The sequence below is a fragment of the Microbacterium sp. ZW CA_36 genome, assembly GCF_044987475.1.
GTDB lineage: Bacteria > Actinomycetota > Actinomycetes > Actinomycetales > Microbacteriaceae > Microbacterium.
Genome location: NZ_JBJDRL010000022.1, coordinates 37,198 through 58,569 on the forward strand (window position 1 = coordinate 37,198; position 21,372 = coordinate 58,569).

The window sequence follows — 21,372 nt, forward strand, 5'->3', positions numbered from 1 at the left end:
GTTCGTGACTACGTTGAATCGCATGAAGTCGACGATTGCGGGCACGACCATGCCGATTCTCGAGCTGACCCTCGAGTCCGGGGAGAAGATCGTCGCGGAGGGCGGGGACGTGGCATGGATGTCACCCGGCTTCGCCCTGGACACCTCGACGGTGCACGGCACGGGCGGGCAGGGAGGTTTCATGAGCGGACTCAAGCGGGTGCTCGGCGGCGCGCAGCTGTTCCTGACCGAATACACGGCGCCGGGGCAGGGCGGACTGCTCGCGTTCGCCGCGCAGCTGCCGGGCACGATCCGCCAGCTCGACATCGACGCCGCCGACTCGTACATGGTCCAGCAGGGGTCGTACTCGGCGAGCACCGCCGGAGTCGAGGTGTCGGTCGGACTGCAGAAGAAGCTCGGCGCCGGCATCTTCGGCGGCGCGGGCGTGGTCTTCCAGAAGCTGGCCGGGAACGGAACGGCGTGGGTGCAGCTGGCCGGGGAGATCACCGAATACGAGCTGGCGGCCGGTCAGTCCCTCCTCATCCATCCCGGGCACCTCGCGATGTTCGAGGCCGACATGAATCTGGAGTTCAGCTCGGTGAAGGGCATCAAGAACAAGTTCTTCGGCGACTCGCTCTTTCTCGCAGAGATCCACGGTCCGGGCCGCATCTGGCTGCAGTCGATGTCGCCGGCGAAGCTCGCCGCCGCGATCGAGCCCTACCTGCCCGATCGTTCGTCGGGCTCCAGCAGCAGCTCCTGACCGCGGGCGAGAGGGCTCGGGCGTCTCGCGTGAGATGAGAGGCGGGGCCCGGCGCTCGCCCGCCGGGCCTCCTCTGGAAACCGCTAGGAGTTGATCTGCTCGACGACGTCGTCGGCTGACTTGTCGATCGCCTCGCGCAGCTTCTCGTAGTCGTCGGAATCGATCGCCTTGCTGATCCGCTTGTCGGCCCTGGTCAGCGCCTTCTCGACGTTGTCGGCCCACTTGTCGTCGACGACCGCGACGACCGCGGAGGTCCCGGGCGCGAGGTACTCGTCGACATCGACGCCGAACTGCTTCTCCTCACGGTTCTTCTTGATCTTTCCGAGGATCGCGCCGATACCGGCACCGATCGCGGTGGCCGCCAAGAGCGGCGGCGCGAACAGGCCGACGACCACTCCGGCGCCGGCGCCCCAGGCCGCACCGTGGCCCACGGACTTGTCGCCGTGCTCCTTGACCTGGACCTTGCCATCCTTGTCACGGACGAGCACCACGGCGCCGATGATCTCGTACCCGCCGGTGTCCTGGCCGCTTCGGAGGGCTTCGTAGTCGTCTGCCGCGGAGTCCGTGTCGTCATACGAGCCGACCACCAGTGCGAGGTTCTGCGTACCCATCGATCTCTCCTTCGGTTGATCTCCGAAAGCGACCGGCCGGTCGCTTTCGGACTCTGGGTCATCAAGGTGCTGTGATCCTATTGCGCAGCGACACGGGCCCGCGAGGCTCTGAACGGTGAATTCTCGCCAGTCCCGCGTCACCACACGAGCTGGTCGCGACGGCGGGTGAGGTACGCCCGCTCGGCCGGGTTGCCGGCGAGTTCGATGGCTCGGTCGTACGCCCTCCGAGATGCGTCACTTCGCCCGACCCTCCGCAGCAGGTCGGCGCGCGCCGCGTGGTAGGCGTGGTACCCGTCGAGGGCCTCGCTGAGTCGGTCGATCTCGGCGAGCGCGACATCGGGGCCGTCCAGTTCGGCGACCGCGATCGCGCGGTTGAGTCGCACGATCGGGGAGCCATCGAGCCGGATCAGGCGGTCGTAGAGAGCGACGATCTGGGACCAGTCGGTATCGCGTGCGGAAGGGGCATCCGTGTGCACCGCGTTGATCGCCGCCAGCAGCTGATATCGCCCTGGTGGGGAGGCACCGGCAGCGACCGCGCCGATCCGCTCGCGGACCAGGGAGTGCCCCTCGACGACCAGGGCTCGGTTCCACGCGCCGCGGTCTTGCTCGTCCAAGGTGACCAGCTCACCGGTGTGAGACACGCGCGCGATGCGTCGCGCGTCAGCGAGGAGCATCAGGGCGAGGAGGCCGGTCACCTCACCCTCATCGGGAAGGAGCGTGCGCAGGAGGCGGCCCAGGCGGATCGCCTCGTCGGTCAGGTCGGCGCGCAGCGGGTCATCCCCGGCGGTGGCGAGATAGCCCTCATTGAAGATGAGGTAGATCACCGCGAGCACCCCGGCGAGCCGCTCGCGGATGTCGCCCGCCGACGGCATCCGGAAGGGGATGTGTGCCGCCTTGATCTTCGCCTTCGCGCGGGTGATCCGTCGCGCCATCGTGGTCTCCGGCACCAGGAAGGCGTGGGCGATCTCTGCGACAGTGAGCCCGCCGAGCAGGCGCAGGGTCAGCGCGACCCGCGCCTCCATGGCGAGGGCAGGATGACAGCAGATGAAGACCAGCCGCAGCCGGTCGTCCTCGACCGGCCCGGTCGGCTCGTGTGGAGTGTCGTCGGACAGCATCTGCGCCGCCTGGTGTTTGCCTTCGCGATGGGACTCGCGACGCAGCCGGTCGATCGCCTTGCGCGTCGCGGTGGTGGTGAGCCATGCGCCGGGGTTGGGCGGTACTCCGTCGCGCGGCCACCGCTCCACCGCGGCGACGAATGCCTCGGCGGCTGCATCCTCGGCGAGATCGAGATCGCCGAAGCGACGGGCGAGACCGGCCACCACCCGCGCCCACTCCTCGTGATGGGCGCGGGCGATGGCCTTCTCGACGCGGGATCCGGTCACGACTCCCGCAGAGCCCGAGCGGATGCCGGGAGCCGCGCCGGACGCGATTCGACAGCACCGAGCTGTATGTCCTCAGCCGGCGCCAACGCGGACTGGATGCAGCGGGTCATCGTCATTCAGCCACGCGCGATTGCCGTTCGATGATCTCCGAGACGTCTGACGGGAATCGGTGCACCTCCTGCGGCCAGTCCAGTGCGACGGCGAGTCGCCCTGCCCAGTAGCGTGCGGCCTCATCGTCCGGCACCTCCACGACGGTGAATCCGCCGAGATGCTCCTTGCTCTCGACGAACGGCCCGTCGGTGAAGACCGGCTTCCCGTCCTTGCTCACGACGCTGCAGACCGCGGTCGAGGCATCGATTCCGCCATCCGCGTAGAGGAAGACGCCCGCCTCCTTCATGTCGTCGAGGAGGGCTCGCGAGGCCTCGCTCTTGGCGCGCAGTTCGTCGGGGGTGTGCTCGGGCACCCACTCGTCGTTGAATGCGATCAGATACTTCGTCACTGCCGTCTCCTCTCATCGGGACGAGAGCCATGTCGTGGCTCCTCGGTCGCGGCGACCCGGACGGGGTCGCACACCTGATCCACGAACGGCGACGCTCGGATACGACACTATCCCCGAGACATTCTCAGGATCGGCACTCCTTGGGTTGCGGCCAGGGGCTTGGTTGAGCGGCAGGTTCGTCCCGGTCAGGCTGGGGTATGGCGGGGGGCGGCGGCTCCGAGAAGCTCAGCGATCGAGACCGCCCACGCGTCGATCGCATCCCATTCGCGGAAGTCGCCCTCGGGCAGGACATCGCGAATCGCGGGCATCCACGCGACGATCCGGTCGGCTCCGCGGATCTTGTCGTGGTGGTATGCCCCGCGGAACACCTGCGTGCCCTTCGGGTGGAGAAGGTCCGTGAAGTCGGCGAACTGCTTGGGCTCGGCTCCTTTCAGAACGTCCTTTCCGTCCGCATCGACGGTCTCCGTGCCGAGCGGCCCGCTGCTGAAGAGCCAGGTCGGGCGGGACGAGAGCACGCCGGCATTGCGGGTGACGAACGTGCGGGCAGCCTTCCGCCAATTGAACTCATAGGTCGCCGACCCCACCACGAAGGCGTCGTAGCCCGAGACGTCGGGCACTTCGCTGCAGCGGATGACGTCAGCGTCGAGACCGCATTCGCGCAGCGCTTCGCCAATACGCTCCGCGATGCCTTCTGTTGCGCCGTACTTGCTCTCATATGCGACGAGTACCTTCATGGTAAATCTCCTTGACTCGCGTTCTGTGGCTGAAGAGCCGAGGCGGAGCCCGCCTGTCGGGCCCCGTGAGTGCTGTCTGCGGAGAAGGCCCCCCGCAGGCGCGGCACCGACTCAGCCTGTGCGGCAGAGGCACCGACTGCAGGGCCGAAGGTCCTGCCGTGCGCGATACGACGCGCGCGTTCTCGCTCCGTCATGCTCGTGGGAAAGCACTCTTAGTGTCGTAGGTATGTTCTAACCTCGGAGCATGTTCACCGATCCCGACATCCCCTACCAGGTGTTTCCGGATGAACTCGATCTGGTCGTCGAGGCAGCCACCATGATGACGGTGCTCGCCGCGCAGCGGCTCGAGCGGATCGATGCGATGCGGCGCGAGGCGCTTCGCGATGCGACGCGCAACGGCCGGGTTCTGACCGAGGTCGTAGAGCGGGGCGTGCGGCTGGAGCTGGCGGCCGCTCTTCGAATCACCGAGCACGCCGCGGGCGAGCTGCTGAGCTTCGCCGAGGCGATGGTGCACTCCTACCCGGCGGTGCTGGTCTCGATGGAGCGGGCACAGATCACCGAGGTGCACGCGCAGATCCTTGTCGCCGCGGTCAACGAACTCGAGCCGGAGTTCCGTGCCCAGGTGCTCGAGTCGGGCATCGTGCTGGCGGAGTCGGAGGCGGTCGGCACCTTCCGCCGCAAGCTGCGCACACTGATCGACAAGGTCCGCTCGGCCACCCTCACCGAACGCTACGAGAGGGCTGCGACAAGGCGACGGATCGCGGTCGAGCCGGACGATGACGGGATGGGATGGGCGCACGTCTACGCACCCATGGTCGCCATCCACGCCGCCGTCTCGCGGGTGACCGCGATGGCGAAAGCCATCAAGGCCTGCGATGGAGAGACGCGCACCCTCGACCAAGTACGCGCCGACGTCGTCCTCGACCTGCTCATCGACGGCGCCACCGAGATCCACCCCGACCACGCCCGCGGTGCGCGGGCGACGGTATTCGTCACCACACCGGTTCTCGCGCTCCTCCACGACTCCGACGCATCCCGCGCCGCGGCGGGGATCGACCCGCCGGTCGTGGAAGGCATCGGACCGATCCCGCTGCCCGTGGCGCGGGAACTCGCGGGCGGTGCATCCGGGTGGACGCGAGTGCTGACCCACCCCGAGACGGGCATGGTGCTCTCCGTCGGCCGCGACCAGTACCGGCCGCCACCCGCACTTCAGAAGCTGGTGAAGTGGCGTGCCGATCGATGCATGGGACCCGGCTGCGGGATGCCGGCCTCCCGGTGCGACGTCGACCACAACGTCGACTGGGCCCTCGGCGGCCACACCGAACTCACCAATCTCGCACCGCTGTGCGAGGGCCACCACACCGTCCGACATCACACCGACTGGAGCATCGAACAAGTCCCCGGCTCGGGCGGCGCTGTCCGATGGACTTCGCCCTCCGGCCGCCACTACCTCGTCAAGCCGGAGCGCGCGGTCCCCGTGTTCCGCTCCACCGAGAGTTCCGACGCGCCGTTCTGATCGCACGACCGCCACGCCCCGACCGAGCCAACGGGTGGCGCGACGTGTTCGCTAGCCTGCTGCTGATGAGTTTCGATGTGGAGACGTGCGGCGTGAACGCCGTGACCTGGGCGCTCGCACGCGAAGGATCGACGGCGTACGCGACGCGTTGCCTGGCGTTCGTCGAGGACGCGATCGAGCGCTCGAACGATCTCGAGATGTTCGGCGGCGACGACGCGGCCGAATCGGCTCGCCTCTACGCGGCATCGGTGAACACCGGAGAGCCGCCCGTCCACGCCCTGGCGTTCTACGAGAGCGTCGGCGAGCTCTTCGGCGAGCGACGCGACTGGGGCCACGTCGGCCTGAGCCTCGGCCACGGCCGGATCGTGCATGCGTGGGACCGGGTGCGCGTCGACGACTACCGCGATCTCGAAGCGCTGAGACCCGCGCCCGGCGGCGAGCCGTTGCGCTGGGTCGGCTGGGTGCCGCTCGCCCGCGCACTCGAGGGTGCGCAGCCGCGCGTGTGGGACGAGGATGCCGCCACCGCAGCCATGCGGATGCAGGCGGAGCGGTTCGGCGGCTGAAGAACCTCGGCGCGAGGCATCCGTCGTTCTAGGCCGTTCGCAGGATGCGCTCCGTCACACGCGCCGAGAAGTGCAGCGCGTCGACGGGGACGCGCTCGTCGGCCGCGTGGAACTGGGCGAACACGTCGAAGTCGCGGGGCACTCGCAGCGGCACGAACCCATAGCCGTGGATGCCGAGCCTCGCGAAGTGCTTGTTGTCGGTGCTCGCCGGCAGCAGGTACGGCACGACGACGCCGTCCGGATCGTCGTGCGAGATCGCGTCCTGCAGGATGCCGATGATGGGGGCGTCGACGGGCGCCTCGGTCGCCGACCACCAGCGCCCCTCGCGGATCTCGATGCCGTCGCCCACGACCTCTCGCAGCCCGGAACGCAGAGCGTCGTCCTCCCCCGGCAGGATGCGGATGTCGAGGCGCGCCGAGGCCTCGGCCGGGATGATGTTCGTCTTGTCACCCGCGGCGAGCACCGTCGGCGTCGCGGTGTTGCGCGTCGTCGCGCCGACCAGCGACGACACGAACCCGAGGCTCTCCAGGTCGGCGGCGAGCGACTCGTCGGTGAACGCCAGCCCGCGCGCCTCGCCGAACACATCGAGGAACCGCTGCAGCGCGGGAGTGCGCACCACGGGGAACCGATGAGCGCCGACCGCAGCGACCGCCTGGGCGAGGCGCACCACGGCATTGTCGGCGGTCGGCCGAGAGCCGTGCGCGGCATGCCCTCGGGCGCTGAGCGTCGCCCAGGCGACGCCCTTCTCGCTCGTCGCGACGAGGTACGCCCGCCTCGCATCGCCCGGGTCGGCGGCCAGCGGCACCGAGAATCCGCCCACCTCGCTCAGCGCCTCCGTGACTCCGGCAAAGAGGTCCGGGCGGTTCTCGACGAGCCACCCCGCACCCCAGACGCCGCCGCTCTCCTCGTCGGCGAGGAACGCGAACACGAGGTCGCGTCGCGGCACGATGCCCTCGCGCGCGAAATGACGGGCGACGGCCAGGATCGTCCCCGCGTAGTTCTTCATGTCGACGGCGCCGCGGCCGTAGAGGAAGCCGTCCTCGATATCGGCTCCGAACGGCGGATGGGTCCAGTCCTTCTCGTCGACCGGGACGACGTCGAGGTGCGCGTGCACCAGCAGGGCACCGGCATCCCGATCGCGTCCGGGGATGCGCGCGATGAGCGACCCGCGACCCGGGCGCGATTCCACGAGCTCCGACGCGATGCCCGCCTCGGCCAGGCGCTCCTGGACGTACTGCGCGGCACGGGTCTCGCCGTCGCCGATGGTCGCGAGCACTCCGGTGTTCACCGTGTCGATCCGGATCAGCTCCTGCACGAACAGCAGCGCCTCGTCCTCCAGCAGCGTCGACACGAGATCATCCTCCAGCTCGGGCGGCGGACGTTCCACCGCGCCCGAGGGTAGCCCGACGAGCGGCGCCGGTGGCGGCACCCGCGCCACGCCGAGTCACACCGCGACACGACACGACCCGGCAGACCCGGATCGGTATGGTGTGCGCATGACGCGTTCTCGGGCATGGGCGACGGTGTGGACGGTGCTGAGGCTGGCGATGGCGGCGGTCATCGTGGCGGCGATCACGGCGCAGCTGTCGAAGTCGATCGGCACGGCGGCCGAGCTCGGCCGCGACGTCACCACGACGATCGCGAACTTCTTCAGCTTCTTCACGATCCTCTCGAACGCCCTCGCGGCGATCGTGCTCGTGTGGGCGGCGGTGTGGTTCTTCGCCCGCGGACGCAGAGCGATCGCCGAGCCCCTGGCACTGGCCGTCGCGCTCGCCTGCGCGAGCACCTTCATGATCATCACCGGAATCGTCTACAACGCACTGCTGCGGGGCATCGAACTGCCCCAGGGCAGCGCGCCCATCCCGTGGTCGAACGAGGTGCTGCATCTGATCGGCCCGCTGTTCCTGCTGGCCGACGTCTTCGTGGGCCCGCTGCGCCGGTCGCTGCCGTGGCGCAGCCTGTGGGCGGTGGTCGCCTTCCCGATCCTCTGGGCCGTGTACACGATGATCCGCGGACCCCTCGTCACCAACCCCGTGTCGGGCGACCCCTTCTGGTACCCGTATCCGTTCCTGAACCCGAACAACCCGGGCGGCTGGCTCTCGGTGATCGTCTACGTCATCGGCATCGCGCTCGCGATCGTCGCGGTCGGAGCCTTCGTCGTGTGGTGGGGCCGCCGGATCGGTATCACCGACACGGATGCCGATGCCACGGCGCCGGCGCCGGCATCCGTCCCCTCGCGAGCCCTGTCGGAGTGACGCGCAACGGTCGTCGGGGACTGTTTGTGCGTTCTGTCCCCCGAACGGCGGACACGTTGTAGCGTCCTCACAACACGCCCGTATCGGCGTGCGCTTCAGCCTGACCGGCGCCACCGCGAGCGTGGCCGCACGAGAAGGCGGGGTCGGAGTATCCGGCCCCACCATCTCGCTACGGTCAGCTCAGCCGACGCCGCCGCATCGCCGCGATCACCAGCACCAGACCGCTCGCGAGAACGGCCAACCCGGCCGACAGCGCGATCACGACGCCGCGCCCCTCGAGCCCGGTCGGCGGGAGGGGTGCGATGAACGTGTTCGTGAAGACGATCGTCACCTGGCCCGACGCGAGGGTCACCGAGCCCGTGGTTCCGGGCTGCACCTCACCATCGACGGTGATCGTCGTCTGGTCGGCGTCACCGGCATCCGTCTCGGCGACAGTGCACTCGCTGCCCGCAGGCAGCTCCGCCCACGTCACCGTCTCGCCGTCCGCGATCGTCTGCGTCATCGGCTCGGCGGCGGCGACCTGCTGCTGGTTCCAGAGGCAGTCCAGCGTCACCTCGAACGGGCCGTACGAGATCGGCTCGCCGTCGATGCCCTTCGCCTCGGACTCCACCGTCTTGGTGACAGAGACCTGCGCCAGGTTGAAGGTGTTGCGGACCTGCAGGCTCGGCTGCGGCTGATCGTCGACGCTCAGGGTGGTCGGATCGGTCTCGACCGTGAAGGTGTAGCCCTCGCCGTGGCCGGCGATGACGTTGCCCTCCGCGTCCAGGATCTCGGTCTCGTTCGCTCCCCCTTCGTCCACCTCGATGAGGCGGCACTCGGCGCCGGTCGGCAGATTCTCCCAGAACGCCGTCCGCGAATCCGCGCTGACGACACGGATGGGCTGCAGTTCGGGGATCACCACCGTGCGCGTCTCCTGGTCGATCTGCGGCGCGAGCTCACCCTCCGCACCCGGCACGTCCGCTGCGGTGACCGTGCCGTCGGCGCCTCGATCGTCCGTCTCTGTCACCGTGCATTCCGAGCGCGCCGGGATCTCGGTGATCGTCTCGGTGTCCTCAGCGACCGCTTCCAGCCCTTTTGGTGTGACGAAAGGGAATCTTGTCGCGTGTGAAGCGATCGCAGAGGCCGGTGGATGCCGACTCGCCAGTGTTGCTGGCGGTGACGGAGTGACAGAAGCACGCCTGGCCGGGTCGCGCCGCATCCCTTAACTAGACTTGACGGCATGTCGAAGGTCCTTCAATCCCTGCCCGTCGGCGAGCGCGTCGGCATCGCCTTCTCAGGGGGCCTTGACACCTCCGTCGCCGTCGCGTGGATGCGTGACAAGGGCGCGATCCCGTGCACCTACACCGGCGACCTCGGCCAGCCCGACGAAGACGACATCGACGCGATCCCGAGCCGCGCGCTCGAATACGGCGCCGAGGTCTCGCGGCTGGTGGACTGCAAGCCGGCGCTCGTCGAGGAGGGCTTCGGCGCCCTCGCGTGCGGCGCGTTCCACATCCGCTCCGGCGGCCGCACCTACTTCAACACGACGCCCATCGGCCGCGCCGTGACCGGGACGCTGCTCGTCCGCGCCATGAAGGAGGACGGCGTCGACATCTGGGGCGACGGCTCGACCTACAAGGGCAACGACATCGAGCGGTTCTACCGCTACGGGCTGCTCGCAAACCCCGCCCTGCGCATCTACAAGCCGTGGCTCGACGCCGACTTCGTCACCGAGCTCGGCGGGCGCCAGGAGATGAGCGAGTGGCTCGTCGAGCACGGCTTCCCCTACCGCGACTCGGCCGAGAAGGCCTACTCGACGGACGCCAACATCTGGGGCGCGACGCACGAGGCGAAGACGCTCGAGCACCTGAACGTATCGCTCGAGACCGTCGAGCCGATCATGGGCGTGCGGTTCTGGGACCCGTCGGTCGAGATCGAGACCGAGGACGTCACCGTCACCTTCGAGGCAGGCCGACCGGTCGCCCTCAACGGCGTCGAGATCGCCGACCCGGTCCAGCTCGTCTTCGAGGCCAACCGCATCGGCGGCCGCCACGGCCTGGGCATGAGCGACCAGATCGAGAATCGCATCATCGAGGCGAAGTCGCGCGGCATCTACGAGGCGCCGGGCATGGCGCTGCTCTTCATCGCGTACGAGCGCCTGGTCAACGGCATCCTGAACGAAGACACGCTGGCCACGTACCACGAGCAGGGCCGCCGCCTCGGGCGCCTGATGTACGAGGGCCGCTGGCTCGAGCCACAGTCGCTCATGCTGCGCGAGTCGATCCAGAAATGGGTGGGCTCGACGATCACGGGCTCCGTGACCCTGCGCCTGCGTCGCGGCGAGGACTACACGATCCTCGACACGAGCGCCCCGCGCCTGTCGTACCACCCCGACAAGCTGTCGATGGAGCGCGTCGGCGACGCCGCGTTCGGCCCCACCGACCGCATCGGCCAGCTCACCATGCGCAACCTCGACATCGCCGACTCGCGCGTGCGGCTCGAGCACTACGCCGCAGCGGGCATCATCGGCGGAGCGACCGGCGAGCTCGTGGGCCACCTCGCGCAGGGCGAGGCCGGCGAGATCACCGAGCACGCCGAGGAGTACAGCGCCGAGCGCGAAGAACTGGCCGAGGCGACGGATGCCGCGAACGAGGCATCCGCGTTCGACCTGGGAACCGACTGAGCGTCTCTTCGGACCGCGGTCGTTGAGCGAGCGACGAAGGAGCGAGACGACCGTCCCGCGGTCGTTGAGCGAGCGACGAAGGAGCGAGACGAAACGCGCCTGACCTTGCGAAAGGTCTGGCGCGTTTCGTCTTCGGGCGCCAGAGCGCCCTCCGCTCAACGGCCGCGCGGACATAACTTGCACAATGTTGTGCAAGATAACTATCGTGGAGGCATGACCTCTTCGATCGATGCTGTGCGCCGTCCGCGGCGGGACGCTCTCGAGAACCGCGCCGGCATCCTCGCCGCGGCGCACGTCGCCCTCGCGCACGACCCCCGCGCGTCGGTCGACGCGATCGCCCGGCAGGCGGGCCTCTCACGACGGGCCCTCTACGGGCACTTCGACGACCGCGACGCGTTGGTGCGCGAACTCGTCGCCCAGGGGGCGGAGAGGTTCAACGCCATCGCGGTCGCGATCGACGATGCCGACCCGCGCGTCGCGCTCGCCCGCCTCGCAGGGGCGCTGTGGAACGAGGCGGCCCACGTGCAGGTGCTCGCCGCGATCGCCCTCGACGAGGCCCACCTCGAGGAGACGGCGACCGCGCTCGCTCCCCTCCGCCGGACCGTCGTGCGCATCGTGCGCGAGGGTCAGGACGCCGACATGCTGCGCACCGACGTCGCCGCCCCCACGCTCGCCCGGCTCGTCGAAGAGACCGCGCGCACCGTCATCACCCGCATGGACGCCTCGTCGCCGAGCGCGGGCGCCCTCGCCGTGCGGGCCGTGCTCAGCATCGCCGGACTCTCGTGGCGCGAGGCCGCGGCGCTGCTCGAGGATCATCCCGACCTGCTCGCCCCGCCGGCGGCCGCCACCGCCGCCGCGGCGGTGACGGAGTGAAGGTCGAGCTGGATGCCGTCGGCAAGGGCCGCCGCGAGCACGCACTTCCCGTGACCTCGGCCGTCTTCGAGTCGGGCCGCGTCACGCTGGTCGCCGCCGAGACCGAGCAGCGGCCCACCGTGCTGGGCCTCATCGCATCGGGCCGGATGCGGCCCGACACCGGTCGTGTCGCCATCGACGGGCGCTCGGCGGCCGCCCGCCTGCGCCGGCGCGTCGCCCTCGTCGACGCCCCCGAGGTGTCTGAGCCGGAACCGAACGTCACGCTCGCCGGCGTCGCCGCCGAGGAGCTCATGTTCGCGGGCCGCCGGTCGGACCCGATCGCGGTGCGGCGCTGGCTCGACGAGCACGCGCTCGGAGAGGCGGCATCCGTCCCCGTCTCGAACGTGGATCCCGCCGACCGCGTGCGCGCGCTCTGCGAGCTGGCCGTACTGCGCAAGGGCATCGAGGGCCTCGTGCTCGTCTCGCCCGACCGTCATGGCGGTCCGCCCGCCGCGTGGTGGGCGATCGCCGAGGACTTCGCCGCTCGCGGCCTTGCGGTGCTCGTGATCGCCGGCCAGGCCTCGCAGTCGGTGCTCGTCGAGCGAGCGGCGGTCGTTGAGCGAGCGGCGGTCGTTGAGCGAGCTGGCGAGTCGAAACGCAGAGACGAGACGCCCGGGATCGCGGGCAGGCCACGGCTGCGCCGCTTCACCGCGCCGTCGAAGGGTGGCCGGGTATGAAGGTCCCCCAGATGATCCTCGCTGAGCTCCGGCGCCTCGCCTCGACGCGCATGTCGCTCATCGCGCTGATCGCACTGATGGTCGTGCCGATCCTCTACGGCGGCCTCTACCTGTGGGCGAATCGCGACCCCTACGGCCAGCTCGACGAGGTGCCGGTCGCACTCGTGGTCGCCGACACCGGTGCCGAGCTCAACGGCACGGAGCGCAACCTCGGCGACGAGGTCGCCCAGGAGCTCATCGAAGACGGCACGTTCGACTGGCACCTCGCCACCGCCGGTGAGGCGGACGCGGGCCTCGACGATGGCGCCTACGACTTCGCGATCGAGCTGCCCGCGGACTTCACCGCTGCGATCGCCTCCATCACGACGGGCGAGCCGCGGACGGCCGACATCGTGCTGCACACGAGCGACGCCAACAACTACCTCGCCTCGACGATCGGCACGCAGGCGGTCGAGCGCATCCAGACCACGATCACCGAGAAGGTCGTGGCCGAGGCGGGTCTCACCATGCTCGACGCGCTCGACACCATCCGAATCCAGCTGACGGATGCCGCCACCGGCGCCTCTCAGCTGGTGGACGGTCTCGCGCAGGCCGGCGACGGTGCGGGGCGGCTCTCCGCCGGTGCCGTCCAGCTCGCCGACGGAACTGCGCAGCTGCGCGACGGTGCCACCCAGCTCTCGACGGGTGCGGCTCAGGTCGCGGACGGTGCGAGCCAGGTTGCCGGCGGCACCGCGCAGCTCGACGCGATCGCGGACCGGATCGGCGCGGCATCCTCTGATGCGGTCTCGACACTGCCACAGGTGCGCGACGGCATCGCCGCGACGCTCGCCGAGGCGGGTCTCGACCAGACGCGGATCGAAGAGGTCCTCGCACAGCTGGATCCCGTCGGCGAACGGCTGGACGCGGTCGACGATCGCGTGCAGGGCGCCGTCGCCGAGATCGGCCGGCTGAACGACGGAGCCCAGCAGGTGTCGTCGGGCGCCGCGAGCGTCGCCGCAGGCGCGGCGACCCTGGCCACGGGCGCGGCGACCGCCGCCGACGGTGCCGCGCAGCTGCGCGACGGGGCAACTGCCCTCGACGGCGGCCTGACCCAGCTCGAGGACGGCGCGACGCAGCTGCGCGACGGACTCGCCGACGGTGCCGCCCAGCTTCCCTCGTTCGACGCCGCGACCCGCCAGGCGCAGGCCGGCACGCTGGCCGCGCCCGTCGAGATCGAGCGGTCGTCGCTCACCCAGGCCCAGAACTACGGCGCCGGCCTCGCGCCGTTCTTCGCCGCCCTCGCCGGCTGGATCGGCATCTACGCGCTGTTCCTGATCGTCAAGCCCGTCTCCAAGCGCGCGGTGACGGCCCTGCACTCGCCGATCCGCATCACACTCGCGGGCTGGGCGACCCCCGCCCTTCTCGGCGGCCTGCAGATGGTCGGGCTCTTCGGGGTGCTCGCCCTCGCGCTCGGCTTCTCGTTCGCGCATCCGCTGGCGACGCTCGGCATCCTGGTGCTCGCCAGCGCCACGTACGCGGCGATCGTGCTCGCGCTGAACGTCTGGCTGGGATCGGTCGGGCAATTCCTCGGCCTCGTGCTGATGGTGCTGCAGCTGGTGACCGCGGGCGGCACGTTCCCCTGGCAGACCCTGCCGGCACCGCTGGCTGCGCTGCACCACGTGCTGCCGATGGGCTACGTCGTCGACGCGATGCGCCAGGTGATGTACGGCGGCAGCGCCGACCGGGTGTGGCTCGACCTTGCCGTGCTGCTCGCATGGCTCGTCGGCGCCGGCGTGATCGCCGCCATCGGCGTCACCCGCATGACGCACTTCCGCACGCTCCGCGACCTGCAGCCGAGCGTCATCGGCTGACGGATACCGGGCGGGCAGCACCCGTCGGATGGTTCGCAACAGCCGATCCCACGGCAAAAGCGAGTGCGATTCGGCGTAGGGCGCGGGTCGGGGTTAGCATGCGGAGCGGTGCCTGTGCTACCCGAATGCACAGGGACCGGATGCCGCGGTGCCTGGCACCGCGTTCCCCCCAACCCTCGCTCGGAAAGCCCTTCAATGCCGAAGCCCCAGCCCTCGCCCTACGCCGTCGACGACACCGCTCCCCGTCGATCCGTGGGGCGGACGGTCGGCATCACGCTCTTCAGCATCCTCGCGGGCATCGTCGTGCTCGCCCTCATCGCGGTCGGCTTCGTCGCGTACACGGCGCAGCGCTCGTTCCCGCAGCTGAGCGGCGAGGCGACGGTGCCTGGCCTCGAGGCGGAGGTGACGGTGCAGCGCGACGTGCTCGGCATCCCGACGATCACCGCCGACTCGCCGCACGACCTGTTCTTCGCGCAGGGATACGTGCAGGCGCAGGACCGGTTCTGGGAGATGGACTTCCGCCGGCACGTCACGAGCGGGCGCCTCTCGGAGCTGTTCGGCGCATCGCAGCTCGGCACCGACAAGTTCCTGCGCACGCTCGGCTGGCACGCCACCGCCGAGCAGGAGGTCGAGGCGCTCACCGCTACCGAGCGCGCGTACTACGACGCCTACGCCGACGGGGTCAACGCGTACCTCGCCGAGAACCAGGGGGCCGACGCGTCGTTCGAGTACGCGATCCTCGGCCTGCAGAACCCCGACTACCAGATCGAGCCGTGGACGCCGGCCGACTCGGTGGCGTGGCTGAAGGCGATGGCCTGGGACCTCCGCAGCAACATCGAGAACGAGACAGAGCGCGCCGTCCTGGCGGCCGACCTCACCGAGGCGCAGATCGACGGCCTCTATCCCGCCTATCCCTACGATCGGAACCCCGTGATCGTGCCGAAGATCTCGACGGTGCCGGCTGTGGGCACGGCACCCGACCTCGCCGCCGAGGGCGAGGCCGAGGGTGACGCGGCGGGCGACGCCTCGGGCGACGCTGCGGGCGATGCGGCCCCTGCCGCCGCCATCGAGTGGAGCGAGGCCGACACCGTGCTCGACGCGGTGAGCGACCTCGTCGGCGACGCGGGCGAAGGCATCGGCTCGAACTCGTGGGTCGTGTCGGGCAGCGTCACCGACACGGGGATGCCGCTGCTCGCGAACGACCCCCACCTCGGGGCATCGCTGCCGAGCGTCTGGCACCAGATCCAGCTGAAGTGCTCCACCGTCACCGAGGAGTGCCCGTTCGACGTCGCAGGCTTCGGCTTCTCGGGACTGCCGGGCGTGGTCATCGGCCACAACGACCGCGTCGCCTGGGGCTTCACGAACCTCACCACCGATGTCACCGACCTGTACCTCGAGAAGATCGACGGCGACTCGTACTGGTACGACGGCGCGCTGGTGCCCCTCGAGACGCACACCGAGACGTTCAAGGTCGCCGGCGGCGAGGACGTCGAGCTCCAGGTGCGCTCGACCGTGAACGGCCCGATCGTGTCCGGTCTCACGGACGACTTCACGGCGATCGCCGAGAACCCCTACACCGGCACGGCAGGCACGGTCGCCGCGCCGGCTGAGGCGCCGGACGGCGAGTATGCGGTCAGCCTGCGGTGGACCGCGCTGCAGCCCGGGACCACGGCATCCGCCATCTTCGCCCTCAACACGGCGAAGGACTTTGACGATTTCCGCGGCGCGGCCGCCCGCTTCGACGTGCCGGCGCAGAACCTGATCTACGCCGACGTCGACGGCAACATCGGCTACCAGACGCCCGGCAAGCTTCCGATCCGCGGCGCCGGCGACGGCTCGATGCCGCAGCCCGGATGGGACTCGGCGTACACGTGGCAGGGTTACATCCCGTTCGAAGAGCTGCCGGTCTCGTACAACCCCACCGAGGGCTACATCGTCACCGCGAACAACGCGATCGTCGCCGCCGACTACACGTACAGCCTGACGACGGACTGGGACTACGGCTGGCGCGCCGCGCGCATCGACGAGCTGATCCAGCGCGCGATCGCCAAGGGTCCGGTGACCGCGGACGACCTCAACGCCATCCAGGCCGACGACTACTCCTTCATCGGCATGCGGCTGACCGCGGCCTACGCCGAGATCACCACGGGCGATGACGACACGGATGCCGCGCTCGACCTGCTGCAGGAGTGGGACGCCCAGAACGGCGCCGACTCCGCAGCCGCCGCCTACGCGAACGTGCTGTGGGACACCCTGGTCGAGAACGTGTTCGTCGACGGCCGCGAGAACGCCGCACCGCTCAGCGGCCAGGGCCGGCTGTTCCTGGTCATGGACGCCCTGCTCGACGACGACGCGTCGCCGTGGTGGACCAACGAAGAGCTGGGCGTATCGGGCATGACCGACACACTGAAGCGCGCGGCGATCGACGCGTACGAGCGGCTGGTCGACGAGCAGGGCGACAACCCCTCGCGCTGGAACTGGGGCTCGCTGCACGCGCTGCCCCTGATCAACGACAGCTTCGGCGAATCGGGCATCGCACCCATCGAGTGGCTCTTCAACCGCGGTCCGTACCCGGTCGGCGGCGGCTCGTCCGTCGTCAACGCGACCGGGTGGGACCTCGGCTCGAGCTTCGCGACCGTCACCGTGCCCTCGATGCGCATGATCGTCGACCTCTCGGACTTCGACGCGTCGCGCTGGAACCAGCTCACCGGCGAGAGCGGCCACGCCTTCCACACGAACTACACCGACCAGGTCGAGTCGTGGCAGAAGGCCGAGCTGACGCCCTGGGCGTTCTCGTCGAAGGCGGTCGACGCGGCCACCACCGACACCCTGGTGCTGACGCCCTGACCGGCCGGTCGGCGCTCACGAGATGCACGGTGTGATCGCGTAGCCGTCTGCGGCGAGCGCCTCGTCGTCGGTCAAGGGCGGGCGCTTCCCTTCACGAGACGCTCCGCGTGATCGCGTAGCCGTCTGCGGCGAGCGCCTCGTCGTCGGTCAGGGGCGGGCGCTTCCCTTCACGAGACGCTCCGCGTGATCGCGTAGCCGTCTGCGGCGAGCGCCTCGGCCATGTAGGCGGCGTACCACTGCGGCCAGTTCTCGTCGTAGACCGACCCGAGCTCGTCGCGCTCGTAGCGGCCGTGCGCCTCCGCGGTGCGCGTCAGCAGCTCGCGCAGGAAGGTCTCGGCATCCGAGACCGGGGCGTCATCTGACATGGTCAGAGTCCTTCGCGGTTCAGCGGCCCGGGGCTCGCGTGACGATCTGCTGAAGCACCCAGCCGTTGCCGTCGGGGTCTGAGAACGACGCATACGTGCCGTAGCTGTCGGCAGCCGGGTGCGGGCCCGCGACGCGGTTGTCGGTTCCGGCCCAATGGAAGATGCCGTCGGCGTCGTGCCAAGCTCGCTGACCTCGGCGCCGCGCTCACGCAGCTGCTCACGCGCCCCGTTGATGTCGGTGGTGATGAGGTGCAGGCCCTGGGTCGACCCCGGCTCCGCCGTCGTGAGCTTCTCACCGAAGATGATGGATGCCGCCGATCCGGGAGGCGTCAGCTGCACCACGCGCAGGCCCCGCTCTGAGCGGAAGTCGGCGTCCAGCCGGAAGCCGAGCTGCTCGTAGAAGGCCTTCGATCGGTCGACATCCGAGACGGGGATGACGACGACTTCGAGCTTCAGGTCCATGAGTTCCTCCTCTATCAGCGACCGGTGCGTCACCGGTCTGAATGGTGACCATCATGCACCGAAGAACGTCACCTGTCAAACAGGTGACGCAACTCGACCCCCATCGGCGTGTCACCTGTCAGAATGGTGATGTGATTCACGCCTTCCCGTGCGGCACGCTCGCCCTCGACTTCGTCGGCACCCTGCGTGCGCGTCGCAACGCCCGCCCCACCGAGAAGCTCGCTGCGCCCTCCGACCTCGACGCATGGTTCGTGGAGTCCGGCCTGGTTCCCCAGGCCACGGCATCCGTGCCCGCTGATCTGGATGCGGCAGTCGAAGTGCGGGAGGCGATCTACGCACTCGTCTGGGCGCGGCTGCACGAGCGGCCGCTGCCCGCCGACGCGGTCGCCACCGTGAACGCCGCCGCCGCAGCCCTGCCGCTGACGGCCGCGCTCACGCCGGACGGCTGGTCCCGCTCGGGAAATCCGCGCCAGGCACTCTCCGACATCGCGCGCGAAGCGGTGGAGATCGTGGGCGGCCAGCAGTCCGCGCTGCTCCGCGAGTGCGCGCGACCCGAGTGCACGCAGGTGTATCTGGACACGTCTCGCGGTCATCGCCGTGAGTGGTGCACGATGTCGACCTGCGGCAGCCGCATGAAGGCGAAGGCCTACCGCGAGCGCCGCAAGGCCGACGCCGCCTGAGCCGTCGCCCGACGACCCGACCGGCCCGCGTGCCGGTCGGAGCCGTGGCGGCGTCGGTCGACGAACCCCGACCTGCACGGGCGAAGGATCGGCGCATGACAGTTCAGATCACGGCGGAGTCCGGCAGCTGGTGCTGCTGACGGATGCCGAGGACGCACAGCGGGCGTTCTACGAGTCGCGGGGGGTTCGTCGAGGCACACGACTTCACCCAGAATCAGCTGCGATCGTTCGTCCGCATCGCCTGACGCCAGACCAGCGGTGCGCGCCCGATCGAATCGGACCGCGATAGTAGGGTGCGGAATGCCGCCGACGGCGAGGCTGGATGTCGAAGGAGGAACCGTGATCGCGATTCTCAATCAGGTCGTCGGGTATGTCGAGGACCACCTCACCGAGGACATCGACGTAGCCGACCTGGCGCGGCGTCTCGGCACCACCGAGTACCACATGCGCCGGATGTTCTCGTCGCTGGCCGGGATGCCGCTGTCGGAATACATCCGGCGACGCCGGATGTCCGTCGCGGCGGCCGATGTCGTCGGCGGCGATGACCTGCTCGGAATCGCGGTGCGCTACGGCTACGGCTCGACCGAGGCGTTCGGTCGCGCATTCCGCGCGGTGCACGGCGTCAGCCCTGGCGACGTGCGCCGGGACGGCGGTCCCCTTCGCACGCAACCGCAGCTCAGGTTCCGCCTGACCGTAGAAGGGAACACCCCCATGGACACCCGCATCGCAGAACTCTCCGACCTCCGGCTCGTCGGCCACGCCGCCCGCGTGCCGCTCATCCACGAAGGCGTCAACCCGCACATCCAGGCGCACATCGCCTCGCTCCCCGCCGACGAGCACCTGCGCCTCAAGGCGCTGAGCAGCGCCGAGCCCGCAGGGCTGCTGCAGGTGAGCGCCGACCTCGACCCCGACTACACCGAGGGCAGCGAGCTGACCTACCTGCACGGCGTCGCCGTCGGCGAGGGCACGACGGTGCCCGACGACCTCGACGTGATCGACGTGCCGGCCGGAAGCTGGGCGGTGTTCCGCACCTCCGGCCCGTACCCCGCGGCCCTGCAGGCCACGTGGGCCGCGACCGCCGCCGACTGGTTCCCGTCCAACCCGTGGCGGCTGCGACCGGGGCCCTCGATCGTGGCCATCCTCGAGCGCGCCGACGACTTCAGCACCGCGACGTCGGAGCTGTGGCTGCCGGTGGAACGCGCCTAGCCCTTCGCCGACGCGGCCGTCGTACCCTGGGTTCGGATGGTGCTCGGCAGGAGTGCGAGGACACGAGGAGGCGTCGAAGGTGGAGACCCAGCCGGTGCTGAGACGGATGCCGACATGACCTTCGATCCCGACGCCGCCGGGTCGACGCGGACGACGTGCGCCATCGTCGGCGGCGGCCCCGCCGGCCTCGTGCTCGGCCTCCTGCTCGCCCGGGCGGGAGTGAAGGTCACGGTGCTGGAGAAGCACGCCGACTTCCTCCGCGACTTCCGCGGCGACACCGTCCATCCGACCACCCTCGGCCTGCTCGACGACCTCGGCCTCTTCGACCGGTTCGACGCGCTGCCGCACTCGCGGATCAGCCGGGTCGTCCTGCCCGGACCCGCCGGCCAGGACGTGCAGATGGCCGACTTCTCGCGCCTGCGGGTGCGGCATCCGTATATCGCGATGGTGCCGCAATGGGACCTGCTCGACCTCATCGCCGATGCCGCTGCCGCCGAACCGTCGTTCACCCTGCGCACGGAGCACGAGGTGACCGGTGTCATCCGCGACGGCGATCGCGTGGTCGGCGTGGAGTACTCGTCACCGGCAGGTGACGGCCGGCTCCTCGCCGACCTCACGGTCGCGTGCGACGGGCGCTGGTCGGTGGTCAGGCGGTCCGTCGGGCTTCCGGTGCGGCAGTTCCGGGTCGGCTTCGACGTCTGGTGGTACCGCGTGAACACCGCGGAGCCGCTCGGCGAGTCCCTGCTGCCGCGCATCGGCAAGGGGCGCGTCGCCATCGCGATCCCCCGCAGGGGCTACGTGCAGGTCGCGGCGCTCGGGCACAAGGGCACCGACACCGCGGTCCGCCGGCGAGGAGTCGAGGCCTTCCGCGCCGACACCGCGCAGCTCCTCCCCGAGCTCGCCGCAGACGTCGACGGCATCGCGTCGATGGACGACGTCAAACACCTCGATGTGCGCCTCGATCGCCTGCGCCGCTGGCACGCGCCCGGTGTGCTGTGCATCGGCGACGCAGCCCACGCGATGTCGCCCGTCGGCGGCGTCGGCATCAACCTCGCCGTGCAGGATGCCGTCGCCGCCGCCCGCATCCTCGCCGATCCGCTGCGCCGCGGCACGTTCCGGGGCTCCGCTCGCGAGGGCGATCGCGTGCTCGCGCGCGTGCAGCGCCGGCGGACGCTGCCTACGGTCGTGATCCAGGCGCTGCAGCGCTTCATCCACGCGCGCCTCATCATGCCTGCGCTCAGCGACGCAGGAGTCTCGCCGCCGCGCCGGCTCATCCGACTCCTCGGTCGCCTGCCCGCACTGACCGTCATCCCCGCGTTCATCATCGGGGTCGGCCCTCGGCCCGAGAGGGCGCCGACCTGGGCGCGCCGCCGCGCGAGCGTCTCGCACTGACGGCGGCTCGCGCCCGAGGC

Annotated in this window: 19 protein-coding genes; 12 read left to right on the plus strand and 7 right to left on the minus strand. The window is 70.0% G+C overall.

Annotated elements, in window-relative coordinates; genetic code table 11:
• The first annotated feature begins 22 nt into the window (after nt 1-22).
• Nucleotides 23-739, plus strand: coding sequence for a TIGR00266 family protein (locus ACI3KX_RS11385; protein ID WP_363356148.1), 717 nt, complete (start codon nt 23-25; stop codon nt 737-739).
• An 83-nt stretch (nt 740-822) separates the two neighbouring features.
• Here ACI3KX_RS11385 and ACI3KX_RS11390 read toward each other — a convergent pair whose 3' ends face one another.
• From ACI3KX_RS11390 to ACI3KX_RS11405, 4 genes are all read right to left on the minus strand, one after another.
• Nucleotides 823-1,350: a DUF1269 domain-containing protein gene (locus tag ACI3KX_RS11390; protein ID WP_404909848.1), complete on the minus strand. Its 528-nt coding sequence runs from the start codon at nt 1,348-1,350 to the stop codon at nt 823-825.
• Nucleotides 1,351-1,487: 137 nt separating this feature from the next.
• Entirely contained in the window at nt 1,488-2,732 is a 1,245-nt protein-coding gene (locus ACI3KX_RS11395) for an RNA polymerase sigma factor (RefSeq protein ID WP_404909849.1), read from the minus strand.
• Between the two features lie 112 nt (nt 2,733-2,844).
• Nucleotides 2,845-3,231, minus strand: coding sequence for a YciI family protein (locus tag ACI3KX_RS11400; RefSeq protein WP_349425763.1), 387 nt, complete (start codon nt 3,229-3,231; stop codon nt 2,845-2,847).
• A 185-nt stretch (nt 3,232-3,416) separates the two neighbouring features.
• Nucleotides 3,417-3,965 carry a flavodoxin domain-containing protein gene (locus ACI3KX_RS11405; protein ID WP_363356142.1) on the minus strand — a complete coding sequence of 183 codons (549 nt, stop codon included), beginning with the start codon at nt 3,963-3,965 and terminating at the stop codon, nt 3,417-3,419.
• Nucleotides 3,966-4,209: 244 nt separating this feature from the next.
• Between ACI3KX_RS11405 and ACI3KX_RS11410 the strand changes: the two genes are divergently transcribed.
• Both ACI3KX_RS11410 and ACI3KX_RS11415 read left to right on the plus strand, forming a co-directional pair.
• A complete protein-coding gene (locus tag ACI3KX_RS11410) occupies nt 4,210-5,481 on the plus strand; it encodes a DUF222 domain-containing protein (protein WP_404909850.1) in 1,272 nt (423 codons plus the stop codon).
• Between the two features lie 65 nt (nt 5,482-5,546).
• A complete protein-coding gene (locus tag ACI3KX_RS11415; protein ID WP_404909851.1) occupies nt 5,547-6,044 on the plus strand; it encodes a hypothetical protein in 498 nt (165 codons plus the stop codon).
• A 28-nt stretch (nt 6,045-6,072) separates the two neighbouring features.
• Here ACI3KX_RS11415 and ACI3KX_RS11420 read toward each other — a convergent pair whose 3' ends face one another.
• Nucleotides 6,073-7,431: a M20/M25/M40 family metallo-hydrolase gene (locus ACI3KX_RS11420; RefSeq protein WP_404909852.1), complete on the minus strand. Its 1,359-nt coding sequence runs from the start codon at nt 7,429-7,431 to the stop codon at nt 6,073-6,075.
• A 109-nt stretch (nt 7,432-7,540) separates the two neighbouring features.
• Between ACI3KX_RS11420 and ACI3KX_RS11425 the strand changes: the two genes are divergently transcribed.
• Nucleotides 7,541-8,299 (plus strand): Pr6Pr family membrane protein, encoded by a 759-nt coding sequence (locus ACI3KX_RS11425; protein WP_404909853.1) that lies wholly within the window; start codon nt 7,541-7,543, stop codon nt 8,297-8,299.
• Between the two features lie 175 nt (nt 8,300-8,474).
• Here ACI3KX_RS11425 and ACI3KX_RS11430 read toward each other — a convergent pair whose 3' ends face one another.
• A complete protein-coding gene (locus ACI3KX_RS11430; RefSeq protein ID WP_404909854.1) occupies nt 8,475-9,497 on the minus strand; it encodes a DUF5979 domain-containing protein in 1,023 nt (340 codons plus the stop codon).
• Nucleotides 9,498-9,518: 21 nt separating this feature from the next.
• Between ACI3KX_RS11430 and argG the strand changes: the two genes are divergently transcribed.
• From argG to ACI3KX_RS11455, 5 genes are all read left to right on the plus strand, one after another.
• Complete coding sequence (gene argG / locus ACI3KX_RS11435; protein ID WP_349425755.1) at nt 9,519-10,961, plus strand: argininosuccinate synthase; 1,443 nt, start codon at nt 9,519-9,521, stop codon at nt 10,959-10,961.
• A 213-nt stretch (nt 10,962-11,174) separates the two neighbouring features.
• The gene (locus ACI3KX_RS11440; RefSeq protein ID WP_404909855.1) at nt 11,175-11,834 is read left to right on the plus strand and encodes a TetR/AcrR family transcriptional regulator; all 660 of its coding nucleotides are present in this window, start codon (nt 11,175-11,177) and stop codon (nt 11,832-11,834) included.
• Entirely contained in the window at nt 11,831-12,550 is a 720-nt protein-coding gene (locus ACI3KX_RS11445) for a hypothetical protein (protein ID WP_404909856.1), read from the plus strand. The genes ACI3KX_RS11440 and ACI3KX_RS11445 overlap by 4 nt, the downstream gene beginning before the upstream one ends.
• Nucleotides 12,547-14,400 (plus strand): YhgE/Pip family protein, encoded by a 1,854-nt coding sequence (locus ACI3KX_RS11450; RefSeq protein ID WP_404909857.1) that lies wholly within the window; start codon nt 12,547-12,549, stop codon nt 14,398-14,400. Before ACI3KX_RS11445 ends, ACI3KX_RS11450 begins: the two co-directional genes overlap by 4 nt.
• Before the next feature lie 195 nt (nt 14,401-14,595).
• A complete protein-coding gene (locus ACI3KX_RS11455) occupies nt 14,596-17,247 on the plus strand; it encodes a penicillin acylase family protein (RefSeq protein WP_404909858.1) in 2,652 nt (883 codons plus the stop codon).
• A gap of 167 nt (nt 17,248-17,414) precedes the next feature.
• On the opposite strand, the gene ACI3KX_RS11460 is transcribed toward ACI3KX_RS11455, so the two are convergent.
• Nucleotides 17,415-18,074, minus strand: a complete 660-nt coding sequence (locus ACI3KX_RS11460; RefSeq protein WP_404909859.1) for a VOC family protein — start codon at nt 18,072-18,074, stop codon at nt 17,415-17,417.
• Nucleotides 18,075-18,205: 131 nt separating this feature from the next.
• Between ACI3KX_RS11460 and ACI3KX_RS11465 the strand changes: the two genes are divergently transcribed.
• The 3 genes from ACI3KX_RS11465 (at nt 18,206) to ACI3KX_RS11475 (ending at nt 21,352) form a co-directional block, all read left to right on the plus strand.
• Nucleotides 18,206-18,754, plus strand: coding sequence for a CGNR zinc finger domain-containing protein (locus tag ACI3KX_RS11465; RefSeq protein WP_363356117.1), 549 nt, complete (start codon nt 18,206-18,208; stop codon nt 18,752-18,754).
• Nucleotides 18,755-19,093: 339 nt separating this feature from the next.
• A complete protein-coding gene (locus ACI3KX_RS11470) occupies nt 19,094-19,960 on the plus strand; it encodes a GyrI-like domain-containing protein (RefSeq protein ID WP_404909860.1) in 867 nt (288 codons plus the stop codon).
• Between the two features lie 114 nt (nt 19,961-20,074).
• Complete coding sequence (locus ACI3KX_RS11475) at nt 20,075-21,352, plus strand: FAD-dependent oxidoreductase (RefSeq protein WP_404909861.1); 1,278 nt, start codon at nt 20,075-20,077, stop codon at nt 21,350-21,352.
• Nucleotides 21,353-21,372 lie beyond the last annotated feature (20 nt).